The organism is Paraliomyxa miuraensis (assembly GCF_026337845.1).
GTDB lineage: Bacteria > Myxococcota_A > Polyangia > Nannocystales > Nannocystaceae > Paraliomyxa > Paraliomyxa miuraensis.
In genome coordinates, this window is the sequence record NZ_JAOVZF010000160.1 from 51,762 (window position 1) to 73,605 (window position 21,844).

17 protein-coding genes and 3 tRNA genes are annotated in these 21,844 nt (G+C 71.1%); 16 read left to right on the forward strand and 4 right to left on the reverse strand.

The annotated features are described in order from the left end of the window. Positions 1-10: 10 nt before the first annotated feature. Entirely contained in the window at positions 11-1,762 is a 1,752-nt protein-coding gene (ggt, locus tag OEB96_RS33565; RefSeq protein WP_266220925.1) for a gamma-glutamyltransferase, read from the reverse strand. 327 nt (positions 1,763-2,089) lie between these two features. Between ggt and OEB96_RS33570 the strand changes: the two genes are divergently transcribed. The 6 genes from OEB96_RS33570 (at position 2,090) to OEB96_RS33595 (ending at position 7,230) form a co-directional block, all read left to right on the forward strand. After that, positions 2,090-2,160 (forward strand) — tRNA-Gln (locus tag OEB96_RS33570). A 12-nt stretch (positions 2,161-2,172) separates the two neighbouring features. Next, positions 2,173-2,244: transfer RNA gene (locus OEB96_RS33575), tRNA-Glu, on the forward strand. 421 nt (positions 2,245-2,665) lie between these two features. After that, positions 2,666-3,772 carry an N-formylglutamate amidohydrolase gene (locus OEB96_RS33580; RefSeq protein ID WP_266220926.1) on the forward strand — a complete coding sequence of 369 codons (1,107 nt, stop codon included), beginning with the start codon at positions 2,666-2,668 and terminating at the stop codon, positions 3,770-3,772. A gap of 115 nt (positions 3,773-3,887) precedes the next feature. Further along, entirely contained in the window at positions 3,888-4,556 is a 669-nt protein-coding gene (locus tag OEB96_RS33585; RefSeq protein WP_266220927.1) for a hypothetical protein, read from the forward strand. Between the two features lie 181 nt (positions 4,557-4,737). Next, a complete protein-coding gene (locus OEB96_RS33590) occupies positions 4,738-5,622 on the forward strand; it encodes a tetratricopeptide repeat protein (RefSeq protein ID WP_266220928.1) in 885 nt (294 codons plus the stop codon). A 21-nt stretch (positions 5,623-5,643) separates the two neighbouring features. Then, positions 5,644-7,230: a B12-binding domain-containing radical SAM protein gene (locus OEB96_RS33595; protein WP_266220929.1), complete on the forward strand. Its 1,587-nt coding sequence runs from the start codon at positions 5,644-5,646 to the stop codon at positions 7,228-7,230. 39 nt (positions 7,231-7,269) lie between these two features. On the opposite strand, the gene OEB96_RS33600 is transcribed toward OEB96_RS33595, so the two are convergent. Further along, positions 7,270-8,931 (reverse strand): hypothetical protein, encoded by a 1,662-nt coding sequence (locus OEB96_RS33600; RefSeq protein ID WP_266220930.1) that lies wholly within the window; start codon positions 8,929-8,931, stop codon positions 7,270-7,272. Positions 8,932-9,012: 81 nt separating this feature from the next. Between OEB96_RS33600 and OEB96_RS33605 the strand changes: the two genes are divergently transcribed. After that, positions 9,013-10,509, forward strand: coding sequence for a L,D-transpeptidase (locus tag OEB96_RS33605; protein WP_266220931.1), 1,497 nt, complete (start codon positions 9,013-9,015; stop codon positions 10,507-10,509). Positions 10,510-10,604: 95 nt separating this feature from the next. Then, positions 10,605-11,693, forward strand: a complete 1,089-nt coding sequence (locus OEB96_RS33610) for a hypothetical protein (protein WP_266220932.1) — start codon at positions 10,605-10,607, stop codon at positions 11,691-11,693. A gap of 10 nt (positions 11,694-11,703) precedes the next feature. On the opposite strand, the gene OEB96_RS33615 is transcribed toward OEB96_RS33610, so the two are convergent. Further along, positions 11,704-14,892 carry a carboxypeptidase regulatory-like domain-containing protein gene (locus OEB96_RS33615; RefSeq protein ID WP_266220933.1) on the reverse strand — a complete coding sequence of 1,063 codons (3,189 nt, stop codon included), beginning with the start codon at positions 14,890-14,892 and terminating at the stop codon, positions 11,704-11,706. 165 nt (positions 14,893-15,057) lie between these two features. Then, the gene (locus tag OEB96_RS33620; protein ID WP_266220934.1) at positions 15,058-15,813 is read right to left on the reverse strand and encodes a Crp/Fnr family transcriptional regulator; all 756 of its coding nucleotides are present in this window, start codon (positions 15,811-15,813) and stop codon (positions 15,058-15,060) included. A gap of 266 nt (positions 15,814-16,079) precedes the next feature. Between OEB96_RS33620 and thiS the strand changes: the two genes are divergently transcribed. The 8 genes from thiS to OEB96_RS33660 all read left to right on the forward strand — a co-directional run bounded on the left by thiS (position 16,080) and on the right by OEB96_RS33660 (position 21,737). After that, complete coding sequence (gene thiS / locus OEB96_RS33625; protein WP_266220935.1) at positions 16,080-16,283, forward strand: sulfur carrier protein ThiS; 204 nt, start codon at positions 16,080-16,082, stop codon at positions 16,281-16,283. Between the two features lie 42 nt (positions 16,284-16,325). Next, positions 16,326-17,147, forward strand: a complete 822-nt coding sequence (locus OEB96_RS33630; RefSeq protein WP_266220936.1) for a thiazole synthase — start codon at positions 16,326-16,328, stop codon at positions 17,145-17,147. A gap of 44 nt (positions 17,148-17,191) precedes the next feature. Next, entirely contained in the window at positions 17,192-17,887 is a 696-nt protein-coding gene (locus OEB96_RS33635; protein WP_266220937.1) for a thiamine phosphate synthase, read from the forward strand. Beyond that, positions 17,868-18,812, forward strand: a complete 945-nt coding sequence (locus OEB96_RS33640; protein WP_266220938.1) for a S26 family signal peptidase — start codon at positions 17,868-17,870, stop codon at positions 18,810-18,812. Before OEB96_RS33635 ends, OEB96_RS33640 begins: the two co-directional genes overlap by 20 nt. Positions 18,813-18,861: 49 nt before the next feature. Beyond that, a tRNA-Thr gene (locus OEB96_RS33645) sits at positions 18,862-18,934 on the forward strand. 793 nt (positions 18,935-19,727) lie between these two features. After that, entirely contained in the window at positions 19,728-20,105 is a 378-nt protein-coding gene (locus OEB96_RS33650) for a hypothetical protein (RefSeq protein WP_266220939.1), read from the forward strand. Between the two features lie 210 nt (positions 20,106-20,315). Next, entirely contained in the window at positions 20,316-20,684 is a 369-nt protein-coding gene (locus tag OEB96_RS33655) for a hypothetical protein (protein ID WP_266220940.1), read from the forward strand. 165 nt (positions 20,685-20,849) lie between these two features. Beyond that, on the forward strand, positions 20,850-21,737 hold the full coding sequence (locus tag OEB96_RS33660; RefSeq protein ID WP_266220941.1) for a hypothetical protein: 888 nt from the start codon (positions 20,850-20,852) through the stop codon (positions 21,735-21,737). Positions 21,738-21,844: the final 107 nt, after the last annotated feature.

A 21,844-nucleotide genomic window follows, 5' to 3' on the forward strand; every position in this document is an offset into this window, starting at 1 on the left:
CTCCCCATCATCAATAGGCCACCGCTGCTCCCCCGTCGCGACCCACGTCGGCCACCGCCCGGAACCCGCGCGTGGTCGGATCCACCTCGATGCAGTTGGAGTGCCCCATCGCATCCCGCTGACGGATCGCGTGGCCCTTGGCCCGAAGGCCCTCGACCACTTCGGGCGACAGCCGCTCCTCGGTCCAGATCTCGTCGGGCTTCCACTGGTGGTGTGCCCGCGGTGCACTCACCGCTTCGTCGATCGGCAGCCCGTAGTCGATCATCCCGCGGATCACGGTCGCCACGGTGGTGGTGATGGTCGGGCCGCCCGGCGTCCCCACCACCGCCCGCAGCTCGCCGTCGTGCACCACGATGGTCGGCGTCATCGAGCTGAGCATGCGCTTGCCCGGCTCGATCTTGTTGGGCTCTCCCTGTACCAGGCCAAAGATGTTCGCCGTGCCCGGCTTGACCGAGAAGTCGTCCATCTCGTTGTTCAGCAGCACGCCCGAGCCCGGCAGCACGTACTTGGCCCCAAAGCCCAGGTTGAGGGTCGTGGTGGTGGAGACCGCGTTGCCCTTGCCATCGACCACCGAGTAGTGCGTGGTTTGCTCCGACTCCTGCCGCACCGGCAGGCCTGCGCCCACCTGATCCGACGGCGTCGCATGGTCCGGATCGATGTCCGCCATGCGCGTGGCCACGTACTGGGTATCGAGCAGACGATCCATCGGAAGCGGCACGAAGTCGGGATCGCCCAGCAGCATGTTGCGATCGGCGTAGGTCCGCCGCATCGCCTCGGCGAACAGGTGCACCTCGGGCACGCTGCGCCACGGGTACTGCTCGAGCTGCAGCTGCTCCGAGGCCGCGAGCAACTGCCGCAGCACCACGCCTCCCGCCGAGGGAGGCGGCATCGTCACGATCTCGTGGCCGCGGTACGAGAACACGATGGGCTCGCGCTCCTTGGCGTGGTAGGCCGCGAGATCCTCGACCTTCCAGATCCCGCCGGCGGCCTGGATGTCGGCGACCATGCCCGCGGCCAGCGTGCCCTCGTAGAACGCCCGCGGCCCCCCGTCCGCGATGGCCTGCAGCGTCTTGGCGAGCACCGGCTGCGCCCACGTGTCGCCCTGCGCGTACTCGGAGCCGTCGGCCTTGCGATAGAAGGCCGCCGACCCCTCGTAGCCCGCCTTCATCATGCGGTCGGATCCATAGGCGAGATCCTCGGCATGCCACGCGTCGAGCCCGTGCCCCTCGCGCGCCAGCGCGACCGCGGGCGCCACCACGTCCTTCCACGACAGCACGCCGAAGCGCTCGTGGGCCAGGCCCATGCCGGCCACCGCTCCGGGGATCCCGGCCGCCTTGGGACCCACCAGGCGCTCCGCCGTGGGCTCGCCCGCGTCGTCGAGGTACATGTCACGGAACGCCGCGCTCGGAGCCTCTTCGCGATAGTCGATGGTCGCCACCGTGCCATCGGCCATCCGCACGACCATGAAGCCACCACCGCCGAGGTTGCCGGCCGACGGATGCGTGACCGCGAGGGCCAGACCCACCGCCACCGCGGCATCGACCGCGTTGCCCCCCTTGCGCATGATGGCCAGGCCCACCTCACTGGCGTTGGCCTCGGCGCTGCTGACCGCTCCCTGGGTGCCCAACGCCAGCTCGGGTGGTCTCGCCTCGCCCTCGGGTCGGCGACGCTCGACCGGCGCGACCGGGGCCGGCTTGGTGGTATCGACGGGATCGCCCTGGACGACGTCCGTGCTCCGACACGCGCTCAGCAGCAAGGCCAAGGCGATCCCAACCGCGCGCAACCGTCCGTCCCTTCGATTCCCCATGCGCTCGATGGCTCGGCGTGCTCGATGGGGCTCCAACGGGGTCGCGGTATCGACGCGTGGCCACATGGGCCGAGCCTACCGCAGAGCACGAGCGTGCTGCGTCGGCCCCCCAAGCCCCAAACACGAACCCAGCCCGAGCCCAGCCCGAACCCAGCCGAAGCAGGCGTGAATCGAGCATGCCGACGAGCGCCGCGTGCACCGCGGAGAAATCACACCTCCGAGTGCTTGACAGCGCCTTCGCCTTTGCGCATCTTCCCGCACCCAGACGACGGCACCGCTTGGTCGGGGATCGTTCAATGGTAGGACAGCAGATTCTGGTTCTGCATATCAAGGTTCGAATCCTTGTCCCCGAACAAAACGAAGCAGGCCCCATAGTCTAGCGGTCAGGACGCTGGGTTCTCATCCCAGAAACCCGGGTTCGATTCCCGGTGGGGTCACTCTCGAAGAACGAAGCCCACCCTCCTCACGGAGCGGTGGGCTTCTTCCTTTTCTCGCCAACCCCGAGCCGGTGGCGGGCCAAGATAGAAGACGCCGCAGCCAGGGGCTGCGGCGTCATGCGCTCGCGCAGGGCGAGACGACGGAGGATCCGATGGGACTTCGAGCTTCCCCACCCGGACGGAACGACCGACCGGGGGCGCGCGGGAGAGCGCGAGGTCCCGCCATGTCCGCCTCGTCAGACCCCGGTTCCGAAGCGGCTTTCCGGCCCTCGTGCGACGAGGCTTCACTTTGGTGCGGCTTCCTGCGTCCTTGGACGACATTGGCGCCCAGCTCGCACATCGCCCCGGAGACGCCGAGACGGCCGGATCGGGGCCTTCCTTCGGGTTCTGCGGCCTTGCCTGCTATCCTAGGGACCCGTCGATGTCCGACGCCGCGTACGAGCGCTTGACCCCGGACGACCTGGGGCTCCCGCCCGGCGCCCGGATGCCCGTGCGCTTTACGCCCGCACGGCACTGGTCGCCGCTCGTCATCAGCTTCCCCCATGTGGGCCTGGCATGGCCGCACGATCTCCACCCCAAGCCCCAGGTCGACTTTCCGCGCAACGCCGACTACGACGTCCACACGCTCTACGACTCCGCCCCACAGTGGGGCGCGGCCTCCGTGGCCGCGGTCTATAGCCGTCTGGTGGCCGATCTCAATCGCGCCGAGGACGACGTGTCGCGCCGGATCGTGCCCGACCATCCCGCCCCTCGACCGCGGCGCAACCCCGGCGTGGCACCCACGACCGAGGAGCCCGAGGGAGATCGCGACGCGGGTCGTCCCGGCCGGGGCGTGCTGTGGACGGCCGCGATCGGCAACGTTCGGCTGCTCGATGGACCACTCTCCTACACGGACTTTCGCGACCGCATCGAGCGATTCCATGCGCCGTACCATCGCGCGCTGCAGGTCTTGCTCGAGCGCCGACGCCAGCGCTTCGGCTATGCGATCCTGCTCGACGCCCACAGCATGCCGAGCTCGGTGGGCCCCGATCTCGTCCTGGGAACCCTGGCGGGTCGATCTTGCGATCCCGGCCTCGAGCACGCCGCGTTGGCGGCGCTGCGCGGCCACGAGAGCGCGGCCGGCCCCGATCATGGCCCCGACCATGGCCCCTTGCGCGTGACCGTCAACGAGCCCTATCGCGGAGGTGAGCTGGTACGGCGCTTTGGCAGACCCTCCGAAGGCTTGCACGCGTTACAGCTCGAGGTGAGCCGGGGCCTCTACATGGACGAGCAGCGCTATCGCCTGTACGAGCTGCCCGAGCTCCCCTCGGGAACCGCAGGGGCCCCTTCGCGTGATACGATGGATGACCTGGGGGCTTCCCCTTCACGACACGGCTTCGACCGGGCTCATCGGGCATTCGTGCCCCCCGACCCGCGCCGGGGTCGCCGCTTGGCGGAACTTCGCCGGCGCGTCGTTTCACTGGTCCGCTGCCTTGCCAGTCACGGGATTGGCCACGGGGTTCCCCGAGGCACGGCCACTGCCTCGTGAATATGCATGAGTATGCAGTAGCCCAGTGGGCCCGACCGCCTCTTCCCTTGTCCGATGAAAGACCGACAGGATATGCTCCGGTCGCGCTAACGCCCGGAGGAAAGGACCCAAGGCCGTGAGCAATTCCCGACAGGGCCAGAACGCCGACGCCTTCGACGACTTGCTGGGGCAGCTCGTCGACGAGCTCGCGATGACGCCGACCATGCCTCCCGAGCCGGAGGAGCCAGTCGGCCCCGCACCGATTCCCGGTGGAACCGTCATGGCTGCGGCTCCCATGGCGCCGCACGACCCCGCGGCCATGGCCGCAGCACAGGCCGCCTATCAGCCACCCCCCAAGAGTTCGTCCGCAGGGATCGCGCTCGGCATCGGTGGTGGCATCGTGGTGCTCGGTGGTGTCGTGGCAGCCATGCTGATCATGGGCAAGCCCGACACTCCACCCGCCGAGAAGGCCCCGGCCGCCGAAGCCGACACCAAGAAGGACGAAGCGAAGGCGGACACCAAGGCCGAGACGCCACCCCCCGCCCCAGGGGCAGTGGCGGCGCCGGGCCAGCCGGGTGCCGTGCCGGGTCAACCGGGTGCCGTGCCGGGTCAACCGGGTGCCGTGCCGGGTCAACCGGGCGCCGTGCCGGGCCAGCCGGGCCAGCCGGGTGATCCCACCGCCACGCCGGGTCAACCGGGCGACCCCGCCGCGACGCCGACGGAGGACAAGCCCAAGCCGGTGGTCAAGAAGAAGAAGAAGAGGCCGACCAAGAAGAAGGCGGCCACCGTCGATCCGTTCGGCTGAGCACCCTTGGGATGATCACGGTCGGGAACCTCCACGGAGCCCGACCGTGAAGCATTCACGCCGACCCGAGTTCCCCGCCATCGAGCCCGTCCTCTTTCACGAGCCCATCGCTACCATGAAGATGCAACACGGACCCCTCTCCCTCGCGCTCTCGCTGTCTCTCGCGCTAGCGCCCCTCCCCGTGCTCGCAGCCACGCAGGACCCCTCGACGATGTCCGACGAGGAGAAGATGGCGACGGCCAAGAAGCTCTACGGCGAGGGCGACTCGGCGTTCAAGAACGGCGACTCCGCCACCGCCTTGACCAAGTTCGAGGAGGCCTACAACACCTACGCGCCGACCTTGCACGTGTTCAACATGAACATCGGCTTGGCGGCCTACGATCTGGGTGACTGCGTGAAGGCCAAGAAGGCCTTCCAGCGCTTCCTCGATCTGGTCTCCGACCACCCCGCCCGCGGTCAGGCGCAGGAGAAGCTCCTCGAGATCGAGCGCTCGGGTTGTGCCGACGTGGCTCAGCCCGACCCCGCCACCACCACGCCAACGACCACCACGCCGATCTCGGCCGAGTACGAGAACCAGGACGCGCCCGAGCTGACCAGCCGCCGCAGCGAGCGAGAGGAAGCCGCGGACATCGAGCGCGAGGAGACCAACGCGAAGAAGGCCAGCGGCAAGTTGATCGCCGGCGCCGTGCTCACCAGCGTCGGCGTGGCGGGCCTCGTGGGTGGCGCCGTGAGCCTCGGCATCGCCAACAAGCGCGCCAACACGCTGGCCGAGCTCGCCTCTCCCGGCCCCACTGGATTCCCCGCGGGCGACTTCAGCGACGACGAGGTCGCCAACCTCCACAACTCGGGCCTGCCCGCCGCCAACACGGCCAGCATCGGCCTGTTCGTCGGCGGCGGCGTGCTCACGGCGGTGGGCGTGGTCCTCATCGTCCTCGACATCACCGGCAAGAAGAAGGCCGGGCTCAAGAGCGGCAAGAACGCCAGCAACTCGCGGCCCCAGCTGACCGGCATCGGCCCCTCCGTCCTGCGCGGCGGCGGCGGAGCGTCGGCCACCGTTCGCTTCTAGTCGGCGAGCGGCTCGCCCAAGATGAGCAAGCGGGCGTCGCTGGCAGAGAGCCGGGCCCTCATCGAGGCCCGGCTCTCGCACGAGCGGGGCACGCTGGGGCTCGAGCGCGCCGCACCGGTGTGCATGGTCTACCCGAGCCCCTATCGGGTGGGCATGTCGAGTCTGGGCTTCCAGACCCTGTATCGCCAGCTCAACGCGGACGGGCCCGGAGCCCACCGAGCCTTCCTGCCCGATCCCTGGGAGCCGGCCGCCCTGCCCTGGCCTCAGCCGCGGATTCCCGTGCTGAGCTACGAGGCGTTGCGGCCGATCGCGGACTATCCGGTGCTGGCCCTGTCGGTTGCCTACGAGCTCGAGGTCGCCGGGGTGATCCGCGTGCTCGAGGGGGCCGGGATCCCGGTGCGAGCCTCGGAGCGTCGCGCTCGCGATCCGGTGGTCATCGCTGGCGGCCCTCTCACCACCACCAACCCCAGCGCGCTGCTTCCCTTCGTCGACGTGCTCATCGCGGGTGAAGGCGAGGAGCTGCTGCCCCGGGCCATCGACCGCGTGCTGGGCTCGGGCAGCCGCGAAGCCGGCATCGAGGCCGCAGGATCCCTGCCCCACACCATCAAGGGAGAGGTCGCCCCCGAGCACTTCGAGCCCCTGCCCACGATGGCATCGGTGGCCAAGGAGCGGCTGCCCGCCTACTCGGCCATCACCACCCCGAATACCGAGCTCGCCGACATGTTCCTGGTGGAGCCCGAGCGCGGGTGCTCGCGGCGCTGCACCTTCTGCGTGATGCGAGGTGCCACCACCGGCGGCATGCGCCTGCTCGACATCGAGACGCCGCTGGGCCTCGTTCCCGAGCACGCCAAGCGCGTTGGGCTGGTGGGCGCAGCGGTCACCGATCACCCCAAGCTCGAGCAGCTCGTGGCCCGCGTCGTCGACAGCGGGCGCGGCGTGGGGGTGTCGAGCCTGCGGGCCGATCGCCTCACCCCGGGCCTGCTGGATCGACTGGCGCGCGGGGGCTACCGGCAGATCACGGTGGCCTCCGATGGGATCAGCGAGCGCTTGCGCGAGGTCCTGCACCGCAAGATCCACGCCGACGATCTCCGCCATGCCGCGCGCCTGGTGGCCGCACACGGTGGATTTCGCGGCCTCAAGGCCTACCAGATGATCGGGGCTCCCACCGAGCGATCCGAGGACGTCGACGAGCTCATCGACTTCAGCCTCGAGCTCGCGAGCATCGTGCGGCTGACCTTGACGTTCTCGACGTTCGTGGCCAAGCGCAACACGCCGCTCGATGGGCAGCCGTTCGTGGGGGTCAAGGAGGCCAACGCCACGCTCCAGCGGATCCGCAAGGGCCTGCGCGGCAAGGTCGAGATCCGCCCTCAGTCGCCGCGGTGGGCCCACGTGGAGTATCTGCTCGCCCAGCGCGGGCCCGAGGCGGGCCTCGCCGCGCTGCAGGCCGTGCATGCGGGCGGGCGCTACCGCGACTGGATCCGCGCATTCGAGGCCCAGCCCGTGCGCGAGCGACCGCTGGTCTTCGGCGACGAAGCTCGTCGAGCCCAGCGCAAGGGCAAGGCGGCGCTGGTCGATGATCGCCCCCTGACGCTGCGCGTGCTCGACTGAGCCGCGGTGCCTGCTCGCCCGACCCCCGCGGTCGCTGCGTCACTGGGGTGGTGCAGCGTCGGGGCCCAGCCGCTCGCGCAGCTGTTGGTGATGGGCCTGGATCCTGCGAACGGTCGCGAGGTGGGCGGGGGTCATGCTCGCGGCGGCGTCGATCATGCGCCGAGGCTCGGCCTCGCGTGCGAGGTCGCTGCGCACGAGCAGCACGGCAAGCCAGCCGTGCACCACGAGCATGCCACCCAGCGCCACCACGGCGGCCCGACGCCAGGGCTCGCGCGGCTGGGCCCCGCGCCGTGCGACGAGCCGCGCGAGCCATGCCGCGAGCACGAGCGGCAGTGCCACCACGAGCGCGAGGACCAGCGGGACCACCACGGGCAGCGCCCGCTGCGACCACGCCCGACTCCATGCCTCCGCGTGCAACGGCCGCCCGAGCGCCGCGCGATACTCGATGCTCCCCATGATCCCCCCGGTGGTGGCGTCGGGATCGAGCCATGCCGACGCGTGCAGCAGCACGGTGGGCATGCAGGCGAGGCCCACCACCACCGCCAGCCCCCGAGGTAGACCGCGAGCGGAGGCGGCGCTGGCCAGGCTCGTGGCGGCGGGGAGCAACAGCGGCAACACGTCGACGAGCTTGCGCGGTCCGAACGAGACCCCGCCGGCCCACGTGCGCGTGCCCAGCACGGCGCGCGGCTCGATCGGTCGCATCCCGCTGTCGAGCCAGAGCTGCCAGAGCACGATCGCCAGCAGGATCCACGCGCCGCGCTCGCGCAGCGCGGCGCTACGGGCCATCGCCAGCAGCCCCAGCGCCAGCACTGGACACCAGGGCAAGAGGCCGTGGTGGGTCGACAGCAGCAGCGAACCCAGGTGATGGGTCACGTCGCCGAGGTAGCGATCGAGCTGTGGCCCGTACATCCACCGCTGCATCCGCAGGTGGGCGAGGGGAAACACGGCGAACACGGCGGTGCCCAAGAGCACCCGGCGCGCGCGGCCGGCCCTGGGCTCGGAGGCGGGCGTCCAGGCGTCGTGGATCACCAGCAGCCACAGCGGGGCCAGCTGCGGGCGCACGTAGGTGGCGAGCCCGGCCACCGCGGCCATCGCCACCGTGCGCCACACGGTCGACTCGCCGGGCTCGGGCTCTCGCCCCGGTGGTCGCCACCACAGCGCCACCACCACCAGCGTGAGCGCGGATCCCCAGAGGTGCGGTCGCAGCGGGGCCTCGGCGGCGTAGTAGAAGAGCGGCGTGCCGAACACGAAGGTCGCCGCGATCGCCCAGCCCATGCGTCGGGCGACGCCCTCGGGACGCTCGCTCCGCGCCGCGCACAGCCGGGCCGTCCCCCAGGCCATCGCGACCAGCACGAGGACCGCCCACGTCCGCACGCCGAGCACGGCGATCACCCCCATCGAGTCGCCATGCCCGATCCCGAGCCCCGCCAGCCCGGTGGCGGCGGCGCAGCCGAGCCCGTACCCCGGCGCCTGCAGCCAGGTGGCGCCCGCCGGCCAGTGGTTGGACACCACCCCCTCGTCGGTCACGAACCCGAACAGGGGAGACATGCCGAGGGCGCGGTACTCGTCGTCGTAGAGCAGATCGGCGTCCACGAAGAACGCGTGCAGGTGGGCCAGCATCCCGGCCGTGTCGGCTTGATCGCGGGGGATGTTCCCCCACGGCGCCACCAACGCGCACAGCACCACGATCGCCCCCAGCACACGGCCATGGGCGCGGAACAGTGCACCAAGGCGGCGCGTATGGGTGCCGACGCCCGTGCCGACGATGGTAGCGTGACCGCGATGAGCGTGCTTGGCCCCCTACTGCTCGCGCAGACGGTCAGGGCCCTGATGGCCACCGAGCCGTCGGGCGAGCCCGACGACGTCACCGTGCGCCCCACCGAGGTCCGCTTCGTGGAGGCCCGGCAGCTCGAGACGGTCGTCCGCGGCCGCCCCTGGGTGCCCCACAAGCGCGTGGCCACCGTGTCCAAGGGAACCCGCTTCGTGGTGCGCGGCGAGGTCGACAGCCGCGACGACGAGGGCTGCCACGGCAAGGTCTGGTATGCGGTGTGGCCGTTCGGCTACCTGTGCTCGGAGCACGTGCGCACGTCCGAGCGCCCCCCCGACGTCGGCACCGCCTTGCCCGTGCCCGAGGGCAAGCGGCTCCCGGTGGCCTATGCGATCGTGCGCACCGAAGGGGCACCGAGCTACGCCTCCATCGAGGACGCGCAGGCCGACGTGCCCGAGCAGGCGCTCACCCACGGCATGAGCCTGGTGATCGCGCGGGGGATCGACGTGGGCGCGCAGAGCTTCGTGCAGACGGCCGAGGGCAAGCTCGTCCGCCGCGAAGACGTGGGCTACATGGGCCAGGGCTCGGCCTGGCGGGGCGTGGACATCGAGGCCGAGCGCACGGGGCCGCTGCTGGGCTGGACGCGGCAGACCAAGACGGCGGTGCGATCCACACCGAGCCGCGAGGCGCCGGTGATTCGCACCGTGGGCCGGCGCGAGCGGGTTCCGCTGCTCGAGCCCGATGCTGCGATCCGCCCGCTGTGGTGGCGCGTGGGCGAGGACGCGTGGATCGAGGCCGATGATCTCAACGAGGTCCACGTCGTCGAGCCGCCGCCCGGAGTGCTCTCCGAGTTCCGCCTCGCCGCCGGCAACGATCAATGGTTCGACGTGGACGTGGGCGAGCAGGTGATCGTGGCCTACCGGGGTACCTCGCCCCAGCACGCCACCCTCGTGTCCAGCGGCCGCGGCTCCCCCACCCCGCTGGGCAACTACCCCGTGTGGGCCAAGGTCGCGATCATGGACATGGCCAACCAGGAGTACGAGGACAAGCCGTACATGGTGCAGGGGGTGCCGTGGGTGATGCTCTTCCAGGGACACAACGCGCTGCACGGCGCCTACTGGCACGATGGCTTCGGCAAGCGACGCAGCCATGGCTGCGTGAACCTGGCTCCGCTCGATGCTCGCTGGATGTTCGAGTGGGCGGGGCCGTCGCTCCCCGAGGGCTGGACCGGCTATCTGCCCTCCGAGCTGGGGCGCAGCCCGGTGGTGCACGTGCGCGACTCGAGTCAGCCGCCGGGGTCGACGTTCACCCAGCAGCGTCCGATCGGGCCGCCGGATCGCGAGGCCGAGCGAGCCAAGGCCGAAGCCGCGGCCGAGCGCCGCGCGGCGCTGGCCGATGCCCTCCCCGAGGTCTCGGCCGACGCGGCGGAGCGCTGGGAGGGCCGGGCCGACGGCACCGTGCCCCGCGTCGAGGCTCCGCCGTCGCCGCCGCTTCGGCCGCACGGTGGGTGAGCGAGCGGCCCCCGCGATCCCGAGCGCACGAGCGGCGAGCGCTCGTGGCACGCGGCTTGTCGGCTCACGCGGGCCGTGCGTACCCTGCCCCCCGCATGCCCGCCTCCGCCCGCGTCGTGCTCGCCGTCCTGCTCGCCATGTCGGGATCTGGCCCGCTGGGGTGCAGCGTCTCCACCGAGCTGCGCCGCGTTCGAACTCCGCGGCAAGGCGTGACGCTCGAGTACCTGCGCTCCAAGGGGCAGGGCTTCGAGGGCACGCTCAAGATCGGCAACACGCGGGCGATCGAGGGGCTGACCGAGCCGCTGTCCCAGACCCTGACCTGCGAGGTGAGCATGGTGATGCTGGCGACCAGCGACATGGGCACCGAGGTGCGGGCCACGTTCACCGGGGTCGACCTCGACTGGGACCTGCCTCCCGCGGCCACCTACTCGTCCGACGAGCTGGTCGAGCTCGCGCACGCGCAGCTCCGCGGCATGCAGGTGACGTTCGTGGTGCGACCCGACGGCCGGATCCAGGCCCTGCCCACGCCGCCCGCCAACGCCCCGCTCGAGCTGCGCGAGGTGATCGAGACCATGCTGATGGGCCTCGAGTCGTTCTTCGTGCCGTTGCCGGGGCAGCCCCTCGGACGCAACGACGTGTGGCACGAGCGCTTCGAACACACCACCGCCAACGGCCTGGGGCAGGCGCTCGAGCAGGATCTACGGCTCGACGGCAGCTACGAGCACCGCACCGACGACGGCGTGGTGGTGAGGCGACTGATGATCGAGCAGCAGCGCCACGAGCAGCGCGGTGGCGAGCGCGGCCCCGTCACCGTGGAGCGCGACGTCCGGGCCGAGGTGCTGTTCGCCGACGCGGGCTACCCCGCCGACATCGACCGAGAGACCCGCGAGGCCGATCCCGAGGAGGGCGTGGTCTTTCGCAAGGTCCGCGCCAAGTGGATCGCCACCCGCGGCCTGGTGCCCGAGCTCATGGTGCCGCCCCCGGGTGATGTGCAGGTCATTCGCGATCCTTGCAATCCGGACTACGTGGGGCCGCTGGCGTGCGAGGACGAGGGCGACGAGCCCGAACCGCCCGAGGAGGACGACGAGCCCGATGGGGCGTCGGCCGAAAGCGACGACGAGGATGCCGATGCCGATGCCGATGCCGAGCCCAGCGAGGACGACGGCGACGGCGATGCGCCGTAGCCGGTGATGCTCAGCCGCCCGGCGCGGCGGGAGGTCCCGCGATCATCGTGACCGTGTTGCGACTGCCGTCGTGATCGATCTCCAGCGCCACGTCATCGCCCACGCGCACGTACTGCGGCGACAGCAGCTTGGCGGCGTTGGTCGCCCCCATCGTCGACACGCTCGCGCCATCGACCGACAGGATCTCGTCTCCCGGCACCAATCCGGCCTGCGCGGCCGCACCGCCCGGGGTCACCTGGAGCACCCACAGGCGCCGTGGCTGGTCGGGCGCGGCCGGCTCCTCTCCATCCTCGGCCCCCGGCGCGCGCGGGCGCTGGTCGTACGTGGCCGCCTTGACCTGCAGCCCCAGCGTCCCGCGCTCGTCGGGCGGGATGTAGCTCGGCGCCACTCCGGTGATGGTCCCCAGGTCCTGCTCGCCGTCGGCCTCGACCTCGTAGTCGGCCTGGGCCACCGCGCCGCCCATGCCCGTGGCATCGCGATCGAAGAACAGCACCTTGCCCTCGCCGGGCGGCACCTCGCCCACCGAGAAGCGGCCCTCGGCGTCGGTCTTGGGCCCGGCCCCGGTGAACATGCCCATCACCGAGCTGGCGCTGGGGCCTCCATCGCCCATCACGGTGATGCTCAGGCCGGGGATCGGATCGCCCGTGCCCGCATCGACCACGATGCCGCGCAGCGTGCCCCATCCGCCCACGTCGAGGGTGACGGAGGTCGTGCCACGGCCCGCGATCTCGACCTGCGCCTTGGCCACCCCCTCGCTGCACCGCGCCACCACCTCGTAGTCGCCCACGTCCAGACGCGACATGAAGAAGCGCCCGTCGGCGGCGTGGACCTGCTGCTGACGGCTCGAGCGCCCCGCGACGCTCACGGTGTACTCGCGCACCGGCTTGCCGCGAAAGCGCACCACCCCCTCGAGGCCCGCGAGCGGCTCGAGCGCGATGCGTACGTCCGTGCCCGGTTGGGCCTGGTCCACGTAGCCGCGTGCCCCGTCCTTGTGCGCCTCGGCGCGCAGCCGATACGTGCCGCTGCGCAGGCCGGTGACCTCGAATCGCCCGCCTTCGCCGGTCAGCACGGGCGGCTCGGCGAGGCCCATCATCTCCCACTGCTCGAGGTTTCGCTCGCGCTTCTCGGCCTCGGCCTCGTCCGGCTCGTCGTCGCCTCCACCGCTGCGGCCGCGGGTCATCTCGGCCATCCACTCGCGTGCCGAGTCGTTGCGCACCGCGGTGACCCAGGCATCGACCGCCGGCTCGCCGTCGGGGCCGACGACGACCCCGGAGATCACACCATCGCGGGCCTCCACCGCGAGCACGACCCCCGAGCGTCGCTCGCCCTCGTTCACCGTCATCTCGATCGGCGCCCGCGGCTGCTCGGGGTCGACCGGCTCGGCCCACTCGAGCGTGGGACCACGAGCGGCCGACACCGAGACCTCGTAGTCGCCGGCATCGAGCCCGTCGACCTCGAAATTGCCGTCCTCGTCGGTGGTGGCGCTGCGCCGGCCGCTCTGGACGTCGAAGCTCAGGGTCATGGTTGCCCCGGCGGCGGGCGTGGTGCTGCGAAACGCGACCTCGAGCCCGGCCCCTGGCCCTCCGTTGGCATCGACGACCCGTCCGGCCACCGATGCCCGCGGCTGCAGCTCGATCACCAGCCCGTCGAGGTCGACCTCGCCCACCTCCACCTTCAGCTCGCCGCGGCTGCCGTCCTCGGCCTCGGCCACCACCGTCAGCGCCCCCTCGGCCACCGGGTGCAGATCGAACACGCCGTCGTCGCCGCTGCGGCCGCGGACCAGCGCGTTGCTCATGGTCTGCATGATCGTGCCCATCGACATGGACTCGCCATCGACGCGCACCGAGATCGTGGCGGGAACCCCCGGCGAGACGCGGCCGCGCAGGTGCACCCCGGCGTTCATCACCACGAGCACGTCGGTCACGTCCTCGTCCGTCACCGCCGCGCTGGCCCCGAGGATGTTGGGCAGCGAGTCCTCGCCGATCGCCCCCACCGTGTAGCCGCCCGGGAGCACCCCGAAGATCTCGAAGTAGCCGTCGGCGGCGCTGGGGGCCGAGGCGACGTAGAGGCGGCCCGGATCGAGCGAGAAGGCGCCCACGAGCACGCCCTCGAGCCCGCGCTCTTCGTCGCCCTGCGCGACCACGAAGCCCGAGATCGTCAGCGCCTCGTCGACCAGGATCTCCACGTCCGAGACCTGCTCGGCGACGCCGAGCACCACCTCGACCGGCTGGCGCGTGGAGTAGCCGCGGGCCACCGCGTGCAAGCGCACCACGCCCGACGGCATGCCGCGCAGGCGAAAGCGGCCCTCGGCATCGGTGATCACCTGATCCTGCCCCAGGCCCTGGACGACGAAGCCGCCGGTGTCCTCGCCGCTGCGGCTGACGATGGCCCCCTCGACGGGCTCCCCGGTGGCCCGCGCGAGCACGCGGCCCTCGATGCTGGCGGCGGGCGTGATGGTGAAGGTCAGCGAGCGCGGGCCTCCATCGACGCGCAGGGTCTGGCTGGCATCCACGTAGTCGGGGTGGAACGTGCCCACCGAGTAGTGCCCGTCCGCGAGCTGCAGCACGAACGCGCCCTCGTCGTCGGTCACCACCCCCAGCGCCGGGCGATCGAAGTTGAAGGGGCTGCCGTCGATCCGCGTGACCCGGACGAGCACGTCCTCGACGGGCCCTCCCCCGATGTCGGACACGGTGCCGCGCACTTCGTGCCCGCCGCGGCCGAGCACCAGGTCGAGGCCGTCGTTGTCCTGGCCGGCGACGAGGGTGATGTCGGCGCGGGTGGCGGGCAGGTACCCCACCGCGGTGGCGGACAGCGAGTAGCGCCCCGCCGGCACGGGGGCGATCGACCAGGTCCCATCGGCGCGGGTACGGGCTTGCAGGGGGCGCGCGGGCTCACCGGGGCTGCCGCCGCGGGTCTGCTGATCGAGCCCCTTGGGGGTGAGCAGCACGATCGCCCCCTCGAGCCCGCCGCCTCCTTCCGCGGTGATCCGGCCGCGAGCGGTCGCGGGCGACAGATCGATCTCTCCGCCCTCTCGCGCCTTGCGCTTGCGCTCGACGATGGCGCGGCGATCGATCCCGGTCTCGGTGCGTGCCTCGTCGTCGGTCTTCGCGGACTCCGGCTCACCGCGCCCCGCGAGCAGCCACCACAGGCCAGCCACCGCCGCCACTGCGACCAGGATCCACGTGATGCGCTGCTTCATCGCCCTTGCTCCGCGACGGCGCGCAGGAGGAGACCGCATGCCGCCGACGCGCCTGGCTTATAGCACGCGCCCCCGCTGGTCTTCGCCCACGACGAAGGGCCCCGAGCGTGGCTCGGAGCCCTCTTCGTCGAGCGGCTGGCGACGTCTCGAGATCGGCGGGGCCGCTCAGGCGGCGGCTTCGGCCTCGGCCTCTTCGAGCTCGCCGTGGAGCAGGCTGTCGTCGAGGATCATGCGACGGCCACTGCTGCTGACCAGCCCATTGCGCGCCATCGCCGACAAGGTGCGCGACACGGTCTCGCGGCACGAGCCCACCATGCGCGCCAGCTCGCTCTGGGTGGGCACGGGCGCCAGGATCCATCCGCTGGAGGCCGGGGCGCGGCGGCCCTGGCGACGCACGAGGCGGACCAGCGTACGACGCAGGCGCTCCTCGACGTCGTGCAGCGCCAGGCTGCTGGCCACGTTCTCGATGTCGCGGAGCTTGTCGCCGAGCAGCCGGACCAGGCGCACCATGGTCTCGGGCTCGCGCCGCACGTGCGCCGAGACGGCATCGGCCGGCACGCGCAGCAGCTCGACCGGCGTGGCGGCCACGGCCGAGGTCGACATGCCGCAGCGGTCGAAGGCGCAGCTCTCTCCCAGCACGTCGCCGGGGCCCAGGGTGAAGAGGATGAGGTCGCGACCGCCGTCACCCATGCGAACCAGGTTCACCCGACCGCGGAGCACCACGTAGACGCCGTCGGGAACGTGGCCCTCGGCGACCAGGGCACTGCCCGCGGGCTTGCGCAAGCGCACGGCCACCTTGGCGAGCTGCTCGATCTCCTCGGGGCGTGCGGCGGTGAAGGGCTCCACGCAGGAGAGCACATCGGCCGGGGTCATGCGCTCGAGGGGGATCAGCGGACGGCGGGTATCGTCGACAAGGGCCATGCCGACCCATCGAGCAGGACCCGTGCCATGTCGCACACCCCGCCTCCTGATGGGTACTCCTTGAGATCATTGAAGTTAGCGGGGATCTCGCAATTGTCTCCAGGCGCCGAATCGTGTTGTGAAAAAGCCACAGTGAGGGACTTGGGCCACGGTGGGGGCGTGGCAGGCCTCCTCACCGGGGTCTCATGCCCCCTCGTGGGGTGTGGGCCGAGCATGGGCGAGGTGGGTGGACGGGCCCGGTGGTGCGGGGCTATGTCCCGCACCGCATGCTCCACATCGTCGTCAACGGCGAGGAACGCGCCGTCGCCGAGGGTACCACCGTGGCGGGGTTGCTGGCCGATCTGGGCCTGGCGCGGCAGCACGTGGCGGTGGAGGCCAACCGGGAGATCGTGCCGCGAGCCGAGCACGACGCGCGGCGCCTGGCCGACGGCGATCATCTGGAGATCGTGACCTTCGTGGGTGGCGGTTAGCTCCCCACGCCCCCTGATGGCAACGACGAGACGAGCCCCGTGATGGCAGACACCCGGCACGACCCCTCCTCCCTCCCTGGCCATGGCGGCGGCGATGGTGACGACACCTGGACCCTGGCCGGCCGCACCTTGCGATCGCGGCTGATCGTGGGCACGGGCAAGTACCGCGACGCGGCGCAGACCAAGGCCTGCCTCGAGCGCAGCGGCGCCGAGATCGTCACGGTGGCGCTGCGCCGCGTGGATCTGTCGGCCAAGGACAACCTGCTGTCGTGGATCGATCGCGATCGCTACTTGCTGCTGCCCAACACCGCGGGCTGCTACACGGCCGACGAGGCCGTGCGCACGCTTCGGCTCGCGCGCGAGCTCGGGATCGCCGATCTGGTCAAGCTCGAGGTGATCGGCGATCCCACGACGCTCTTGCCCGACAACGAGCAGACGCTGCTGGCGGCCAAGATCCTGCTCGACGAGGGCTTTGCGGTGCTGCCCTACGTGAGCGACGACCCCATCGTGTGCCGCAAGCTGCAGGAGATGGGCTGCGCGGCGGTGATGCCCCTGGCGGCGCCGATCGGCAGCGGGCTGGGGATCCGCAACCCGCACAACATTCGCTTCATCGTCGAGCAGGCGACCGTGCCCGTGATCGTGGACGCGGGGGTGGGCACGGCCAGCGACGCGGCGGTGGCGATGGAGCTCGGGATCGACGGGGTGCTGATGAACACCGCGATCGCAAGGGCGCGCGAGCCCGAGCGCATGGCCGAGGCGATGCGGCTGGCCGTGATCGCGGGCCGGCAGGCGTTCCTGGCCGGGCGCATGCCCATGCAGGCGCACGCCAACGCCTCGAGCCCCACGGTGGGGCTCATCGAGTGAGCGCGAGTGCCTCGCTCGACGAGCGCGGGTGGGCTCGAGGAGCGATGCACGAGGGCCGGCGAGGGCCACGGCTGCTGGCGATCACGCCACCGGCGGGACCGGTGGATCCGGGGGTCGTGTCGGCCTGGGATGCCGGGCGCGCGGTGGGGATGGCGGTGCTGCTGCGCGAGCCCGGCACGCCGCCGGGAGTGTTGGTCGGTGCGGACCATCGGCTGACGCCGCTGCGGCTGGCCTGTGCGCGCGCCGGGGTGCCGTGCCTGCTGTCGGTGGACGCGGCGATGCTGGCGGAGCTGGGCGTGGCCGTTGGGGCCTCGGGGGTAATGGGGGTGCAGCTGCGGGGAGATCCCTCGGCACGAACGCTGGAGCGGGCGCGCCGGGCCCTGCCCGAGGGCTGGCTGCTGGGGCGATCCTGCCACGGAGCGCCCGCGCCGATGGGCGAGCGGGTGGACTACTCGGTGCTCGCGCCGATCTTCGAGCCCCGGACCGCCTCGCCGACGCCGGGCTCCGGCAAGCGGGCGGTGGGGCTGGATCCGCTCCGAGCATTCGCCGCCGTGGAGCCTCACGTGCTGGCGCTGGGCGGCATCACGCCCGAGCGGGCGCGGGCATGCATCGAGGCCGGGGCCTTCGGCGTGGCCGGCATTGCCGGTTTCTTTGGCCCGCTGGCCACCGTCGCCGACAATGTGGGCCGCTTGGCCCACGCCGTGGTCACGCCCCGAGACGATGCTGCGCCGCCGCCCTGATGCCGAGACCCCTGCCCCTGCGCGCTCTGGACGTGGCTGGTCCACGCGACTGGCCTGGCTGACCCTGGTGGGAGGCGTGGTGATGGTGGGCATGCGCGTGGGCGTGGCCACGGTGGTGCAGATCCACGGCGACGGCATGGCGCCGACCCTGCTCGATGGCGACCACGTGATGCTGGTGCGCGGGAGCATGGGCGTGTCGCGGGGTGACGTGGTGGTCTACGTGCCGGGCGCGGCCTCGCCCCGCTTGGGGGAAGAGCCCGGCCTGGCCGAGGCCGATGATCCGCGGGCCGACAACGGCAACGGCGAGGAGCTGCCCGATGTGCGCGAGGCTCCGGACCGCGACCTTCGCAACACGGCGGTGATCGATCCCGAGGAGCTCGAGGACAACTGGGAGAAGGTGCAAGCGCGCTCGGGCGGCCTGGCGACCTACGAGGCCCCCACCCTGCGGGTGGGCCGGGTGCTGGCGGTGCCGGGCGATCGGGTGGCGTTCCACGTGCCCGGAGCCGCGCTGGGGCTGGCGATCGACGGGCAGCCGCTGCTGCAGAAGACGGCCGAGCCGCTGCGGCTGTCGCTGCGCGATGCCGATGATCCCGAGGGGCCGGTCGGTCCGCCGCGCATGCGATCGACCGCCTACGAGAGTCCCGACGATCGACGCTACCAGGTGCTCGTGCCCGCCGAGGAGCCGCGGGATCCGTGGCCCGCGCTGGAGCTGCCGCCCGAGGAGGCGGGGCCGGTGGAGCTGGAAGCGCCCGGGTACCTGGTGGTGGCCGACAACCGCGAGGACGGGGCCTGCTGCGACTCGCGCGCGGTGGGCTGGGTGCCCGCGGAGGCGATCCGCGGGCGGGTCCTGGTGCGACTCACGGGAGACGCCAGCGCGGCGCCGGATCTGGATCCGAGCGCGCGAGGGTTGCAGTGGAAGCCCTGATGGGCGGCTTGACGGGAACGCGGTGGCGGGCTAGATAGCGCGACCTCTCGCCACCTTAGCTCAGTTGGTAGAGCAACGGTTTCGTAAACCGTAGGTCGCCGGTTCAAGTCCGGCAGGTGGCTCCCCCTAGACCCCGCTCTGCGGGGTTTTTCAATTTCGGGGGGTGGCTCGGGAGTTCACCTGGAGTTCAGGTGAGCGGGGGCGGCCGGGGGGTGAGCCGACGCGAGCACGCGAGGGGATCGAGCGGCGGGGCGGCGGGTGAACGCGAGGGTATGCGCAGCGTGCGACCGTCGATGGGTGGCAGGCCGGGTGATCGAGCGCGTCGGTGCGCCCGGGGCTCGGGCCTGCCGATGCTCGCCGCCAGGCCTGCACTGGTTTGGCAGCACCGTGCGTCTCGAGCCCTCCGCGAGCGGCCTGCGCCTGCGTTTCTGATCCTCGCCCCGATCCATCGCGGGTGGGCTTGCTTGGTCGTATCTGGGGGGTGGCCGCGGAACCCGGGCACCACGCTGCGATCATGTCCTCTTCTTCACCTCCCGCACGGGTTCAGGCTCGATCACGACCTCGACCAGGCGGAATAGCGGCGCACGCAAGCGGCCACTTGGCAGACGCACAGCGTGGGGCCACCTCGCTCTCCATTCGCCGGGCACATGGCTTTCGACTGTCCCGAGATCGTCGCCGTCGTCGTACTCCACCCATGGCCCCTCGGGGTCGTGCATGTTGACGTGAGGTTCGGTCATCACGGCCTTTCGTGACCGGCCTCGACGATGGCGGACCCCGCCGGGCACGTCCAGTGCCATTACGCTCGCCACAGTGCCAGCAGGAACCTCGCGGGCCCAGATCGCGGTCCCGTGCTCGTTGCGGCCATGCTTGCAGGCCTTCGTTCCTTCCCCTACGGTGATTCCCTACGAACTGCCCATGCCCGCCCGATCCCGCGCGCTTGCCCTCGTGCTCATCCTGCTCGCAGCCTGTAGCTGCAGCGAGCGTCCGGTGGGCGACGATGGGCCCGAGCCGGACATCGAGGGTCTGTGCCGGACGTTCTGCGAGCGAGCCTTCGAGTGCGGGGTCGTGAGCGACCGAGGCCCTCGAACGGTCGATGCATGCGTCGACGGGTGCATGGGCGCACGCGAGTGGGACGATCCAGCGTGCGTGGGTCCCTACGAGGAGCTGTACGTCTGCATGAATCAGTTCGAGTGCCCGGAGTTCACGAACCTCACCATTTGTGACGACGAGACCACGCCGGATCACCAGTGCTGCCCCGAAGTCCGGGCACGGGATAGAGCCTGCTACCGGTGAGCGCCGCCCGAAACGAGCAGCACCATGCATGGCCCCATTCTCCGTATCTTCGCTGGTGCATCGTTGCTCGCGCTGCCGCTCGCCACCGCCATCCTCGATCTCCCTCACCCCGTCGAGTCCCAGTAGTGGTGCCTCGATGCGAAATCGGCTCGAGGCCTGCGTGCTTGCGCATCCGCCCCCCTTCCCATACCGTAGCCCTACGAGACGTCCATGCGCCCCGTCCTCGCCATGACCCTCGTGCTCATCTCGTTCGCAGCCTGTAGCTGCAGCGAGCGTCCGGTGGGCGACGATGGGCCCGAGCCGGACATCGAGGGCCTGTGCCGGACGTTCTGCGAGCGAGCCTTCGAGTGCGGGATCACGGGCCCCGTTCGAACCGTGGAGCAATGCGTGGCCGGGTGCATGGGCGTACGCGAGTGGGACGATCCAGCGTGCGTGGGACCCTACGAGGATCTGTACGTCTGCATGAATCAATTCGAGTGCCCGGAGTTCACGAACCTCACCTTTTGTGACGACGAGACCATGCCAGATCACCAGTGCTGCCCCGAAATCCGGGCACGGGACAGAGCCTGCTACCGGTGAGCGCCGCCCAAAGCGAGTAGCACCATGCATGCCCCCATTCTCCGTCTCTTCGCCGGTGCATCGTTGCTCGCGTTGCCGCTCGCCTGCACCGCCATTCTCGATCTCCCTCACCCCGTCGAGTCCCAGCAGTGGTGCCTCGATGCAAAACCGCCTCGAGGCCTGCGTGTGTCGAGCATCACGCTCCACGACATCCAGGGCCCCTCGGGGAACTGGATGCGCGGCTGCAAGTGCTACTGCCCCGCGGAGAACGAGATCATGGTGCTCGGCGAGAGCGGAATGCTCGCTCCGGGCTCGAGCGATGAGACCTGGTACCTCAACGAGGTCGGGTTCCTCCGGACGAAGGCAGAGCTTGCCTGTGAGGAGCGCGTCCTGATCATGCAGCAGGATCTGGGACCCTTGTCGTTCGACTATCCGGGCACGACGTCATGCGCCGACTCGGTCGCGGACGAGGCCCCGTACTTCGCCTCGGGTTGCGTGCTCGACGACGACATCTGTCCCGGCGGTGGTGGAGGTGCCGACGGAGGCATCCCGGGCACCGATGGTGGATCGACCGACGCGGAGGGCAGCACGACCGACGCCACGGCAACCACGGGAGCGGACACCACGGGGGCAGACACCACCGAAACCGACGAAGGCACCACCTCCGGGGTCGGTGGGCCGAAGCTCTACGGGCTCGACGACTTCGACGCAGTGCGCTCGTGCCCCAAACCCGACGCCTGCGACGTGACCGCGAGCTTCGTCGACGACCTCCTGCAAGACCTGTCGGTGCTCGAGCAGGATGCGATCCTCGTGCGTCCCTACGCCCGATCGTCCTCGGGCAACACGGGGTTTCGGTTCGAATCGCTCGGGGCCGACTCGCTCCCCGCCGCGCTCGGGTTCCAGCCCGGCGATCTGCTGTGGGACGTCGGCGGCATCGAGCTGACCGACTTCGCGGCCGTTGGGCGGGCCTTCGAGGAGCTCGACCAAACCACCACCCTGACCGCTCGCTTCGATCGAGACGGCGCGACGCACCGGCTCACCCTCCGCATCGTCCCGTCCCTCGATCCCGGATGACCCCGACGGGGTCGCGCGCTGGTCGGCAGTGGCCTTTCAAGGGCGCCCTGGGTCGGGATCGTCGGTGCCGAGCGAGCAACGCAGCATCGCGGCCGGACCAACGACGT

Bases quoted from the DNA above. Each gene is read 5' to 3' on its own strand.
- OEB96_RS33580 (WP_266220926.1), top strand. From the start codon at position 2,666: ATGTCCGACGCCGCGTACGAGCGCTTGACCCCGGACGACCTGGGGCTC.
- OEB96_RS33595 (WP_266220929.1), top strand. From the start codon at position 5,644: ATGAGCAAGCGGGCGTCGCTGGCAGAGAGCCGGGCCCTCATCGAGGCC.
- OEB96_RS33605 (WP_266220931.1), top strand. From the start codon at position 9,013: ATGAGCGTGCTTGGCCCCCTACTGCTCGCGCAGACGGTCAGGGCCCTG.
- OEB96_RS33610 (WP_266220932.1), top strand. From the start codon at position 10,605: ATGCCCGCCTCCGCCCGCGTCGTGCTCGCCGTCCTGCTCGCCATGTCG.
- OEB96_RS33615 (WP_266220933.1), bottom strand. From the start codon at position 14,892: ATGAAGCAGCGCATCACGTGGATCCTGGTCGCAGTGGCGGCGGTGGCT.
- OEB96_RS33620 (WP_266220934.1), bottom strand. From the start codon at position 15,813: ATGGCCCTTGTCGACGATACCCGCCGTCCGCTGATCCCCCTCGAGCGC.
- thiS (WP_266220935.1), top strand. From the start codon at position 16,080: ATGCTCCACATCGTCGTCAACGGCGAGGAACGCGCCGTCGCCGAGGGT.
- OEB96_RS33630 (WP_266220936.1), top strand. From the start codon at position 16,326: ATGGCAGACACCCGGCACGACCCCTCCTCCCTCCCTGGCCATGGCGGC.
- OEB96_RS33635 (WP_266220937.1), top strand. From the start codon at position 17,192: ATGCACGAGGGCCGGCGAGGGCCACGGCTGCTGGCGATCACGCCACCG.
- OEB96_RS33640 (WP_266220938.1), top strand. From the start codon at position 17,868: ATGCTGCGCCGCCGCCCTGATGCCGAGACCCCTGCCCCTGCGCGCTCT.
- OEB96_RS33650 (WP_266220939.1), top strand. From the start codon at position 19,728: ATGCCCGCCCGATCCCGCGCGCTTGCCCTCGTGCTCATCCTGCTCGCA.
- OEB96_RS33655 (WP_266220940.1), top strand. From the start codon at position 20,316: ATGCGCCCCGTCCTCGCCATGACCCTCGTGCTCATCTCGTTCGCAGCC.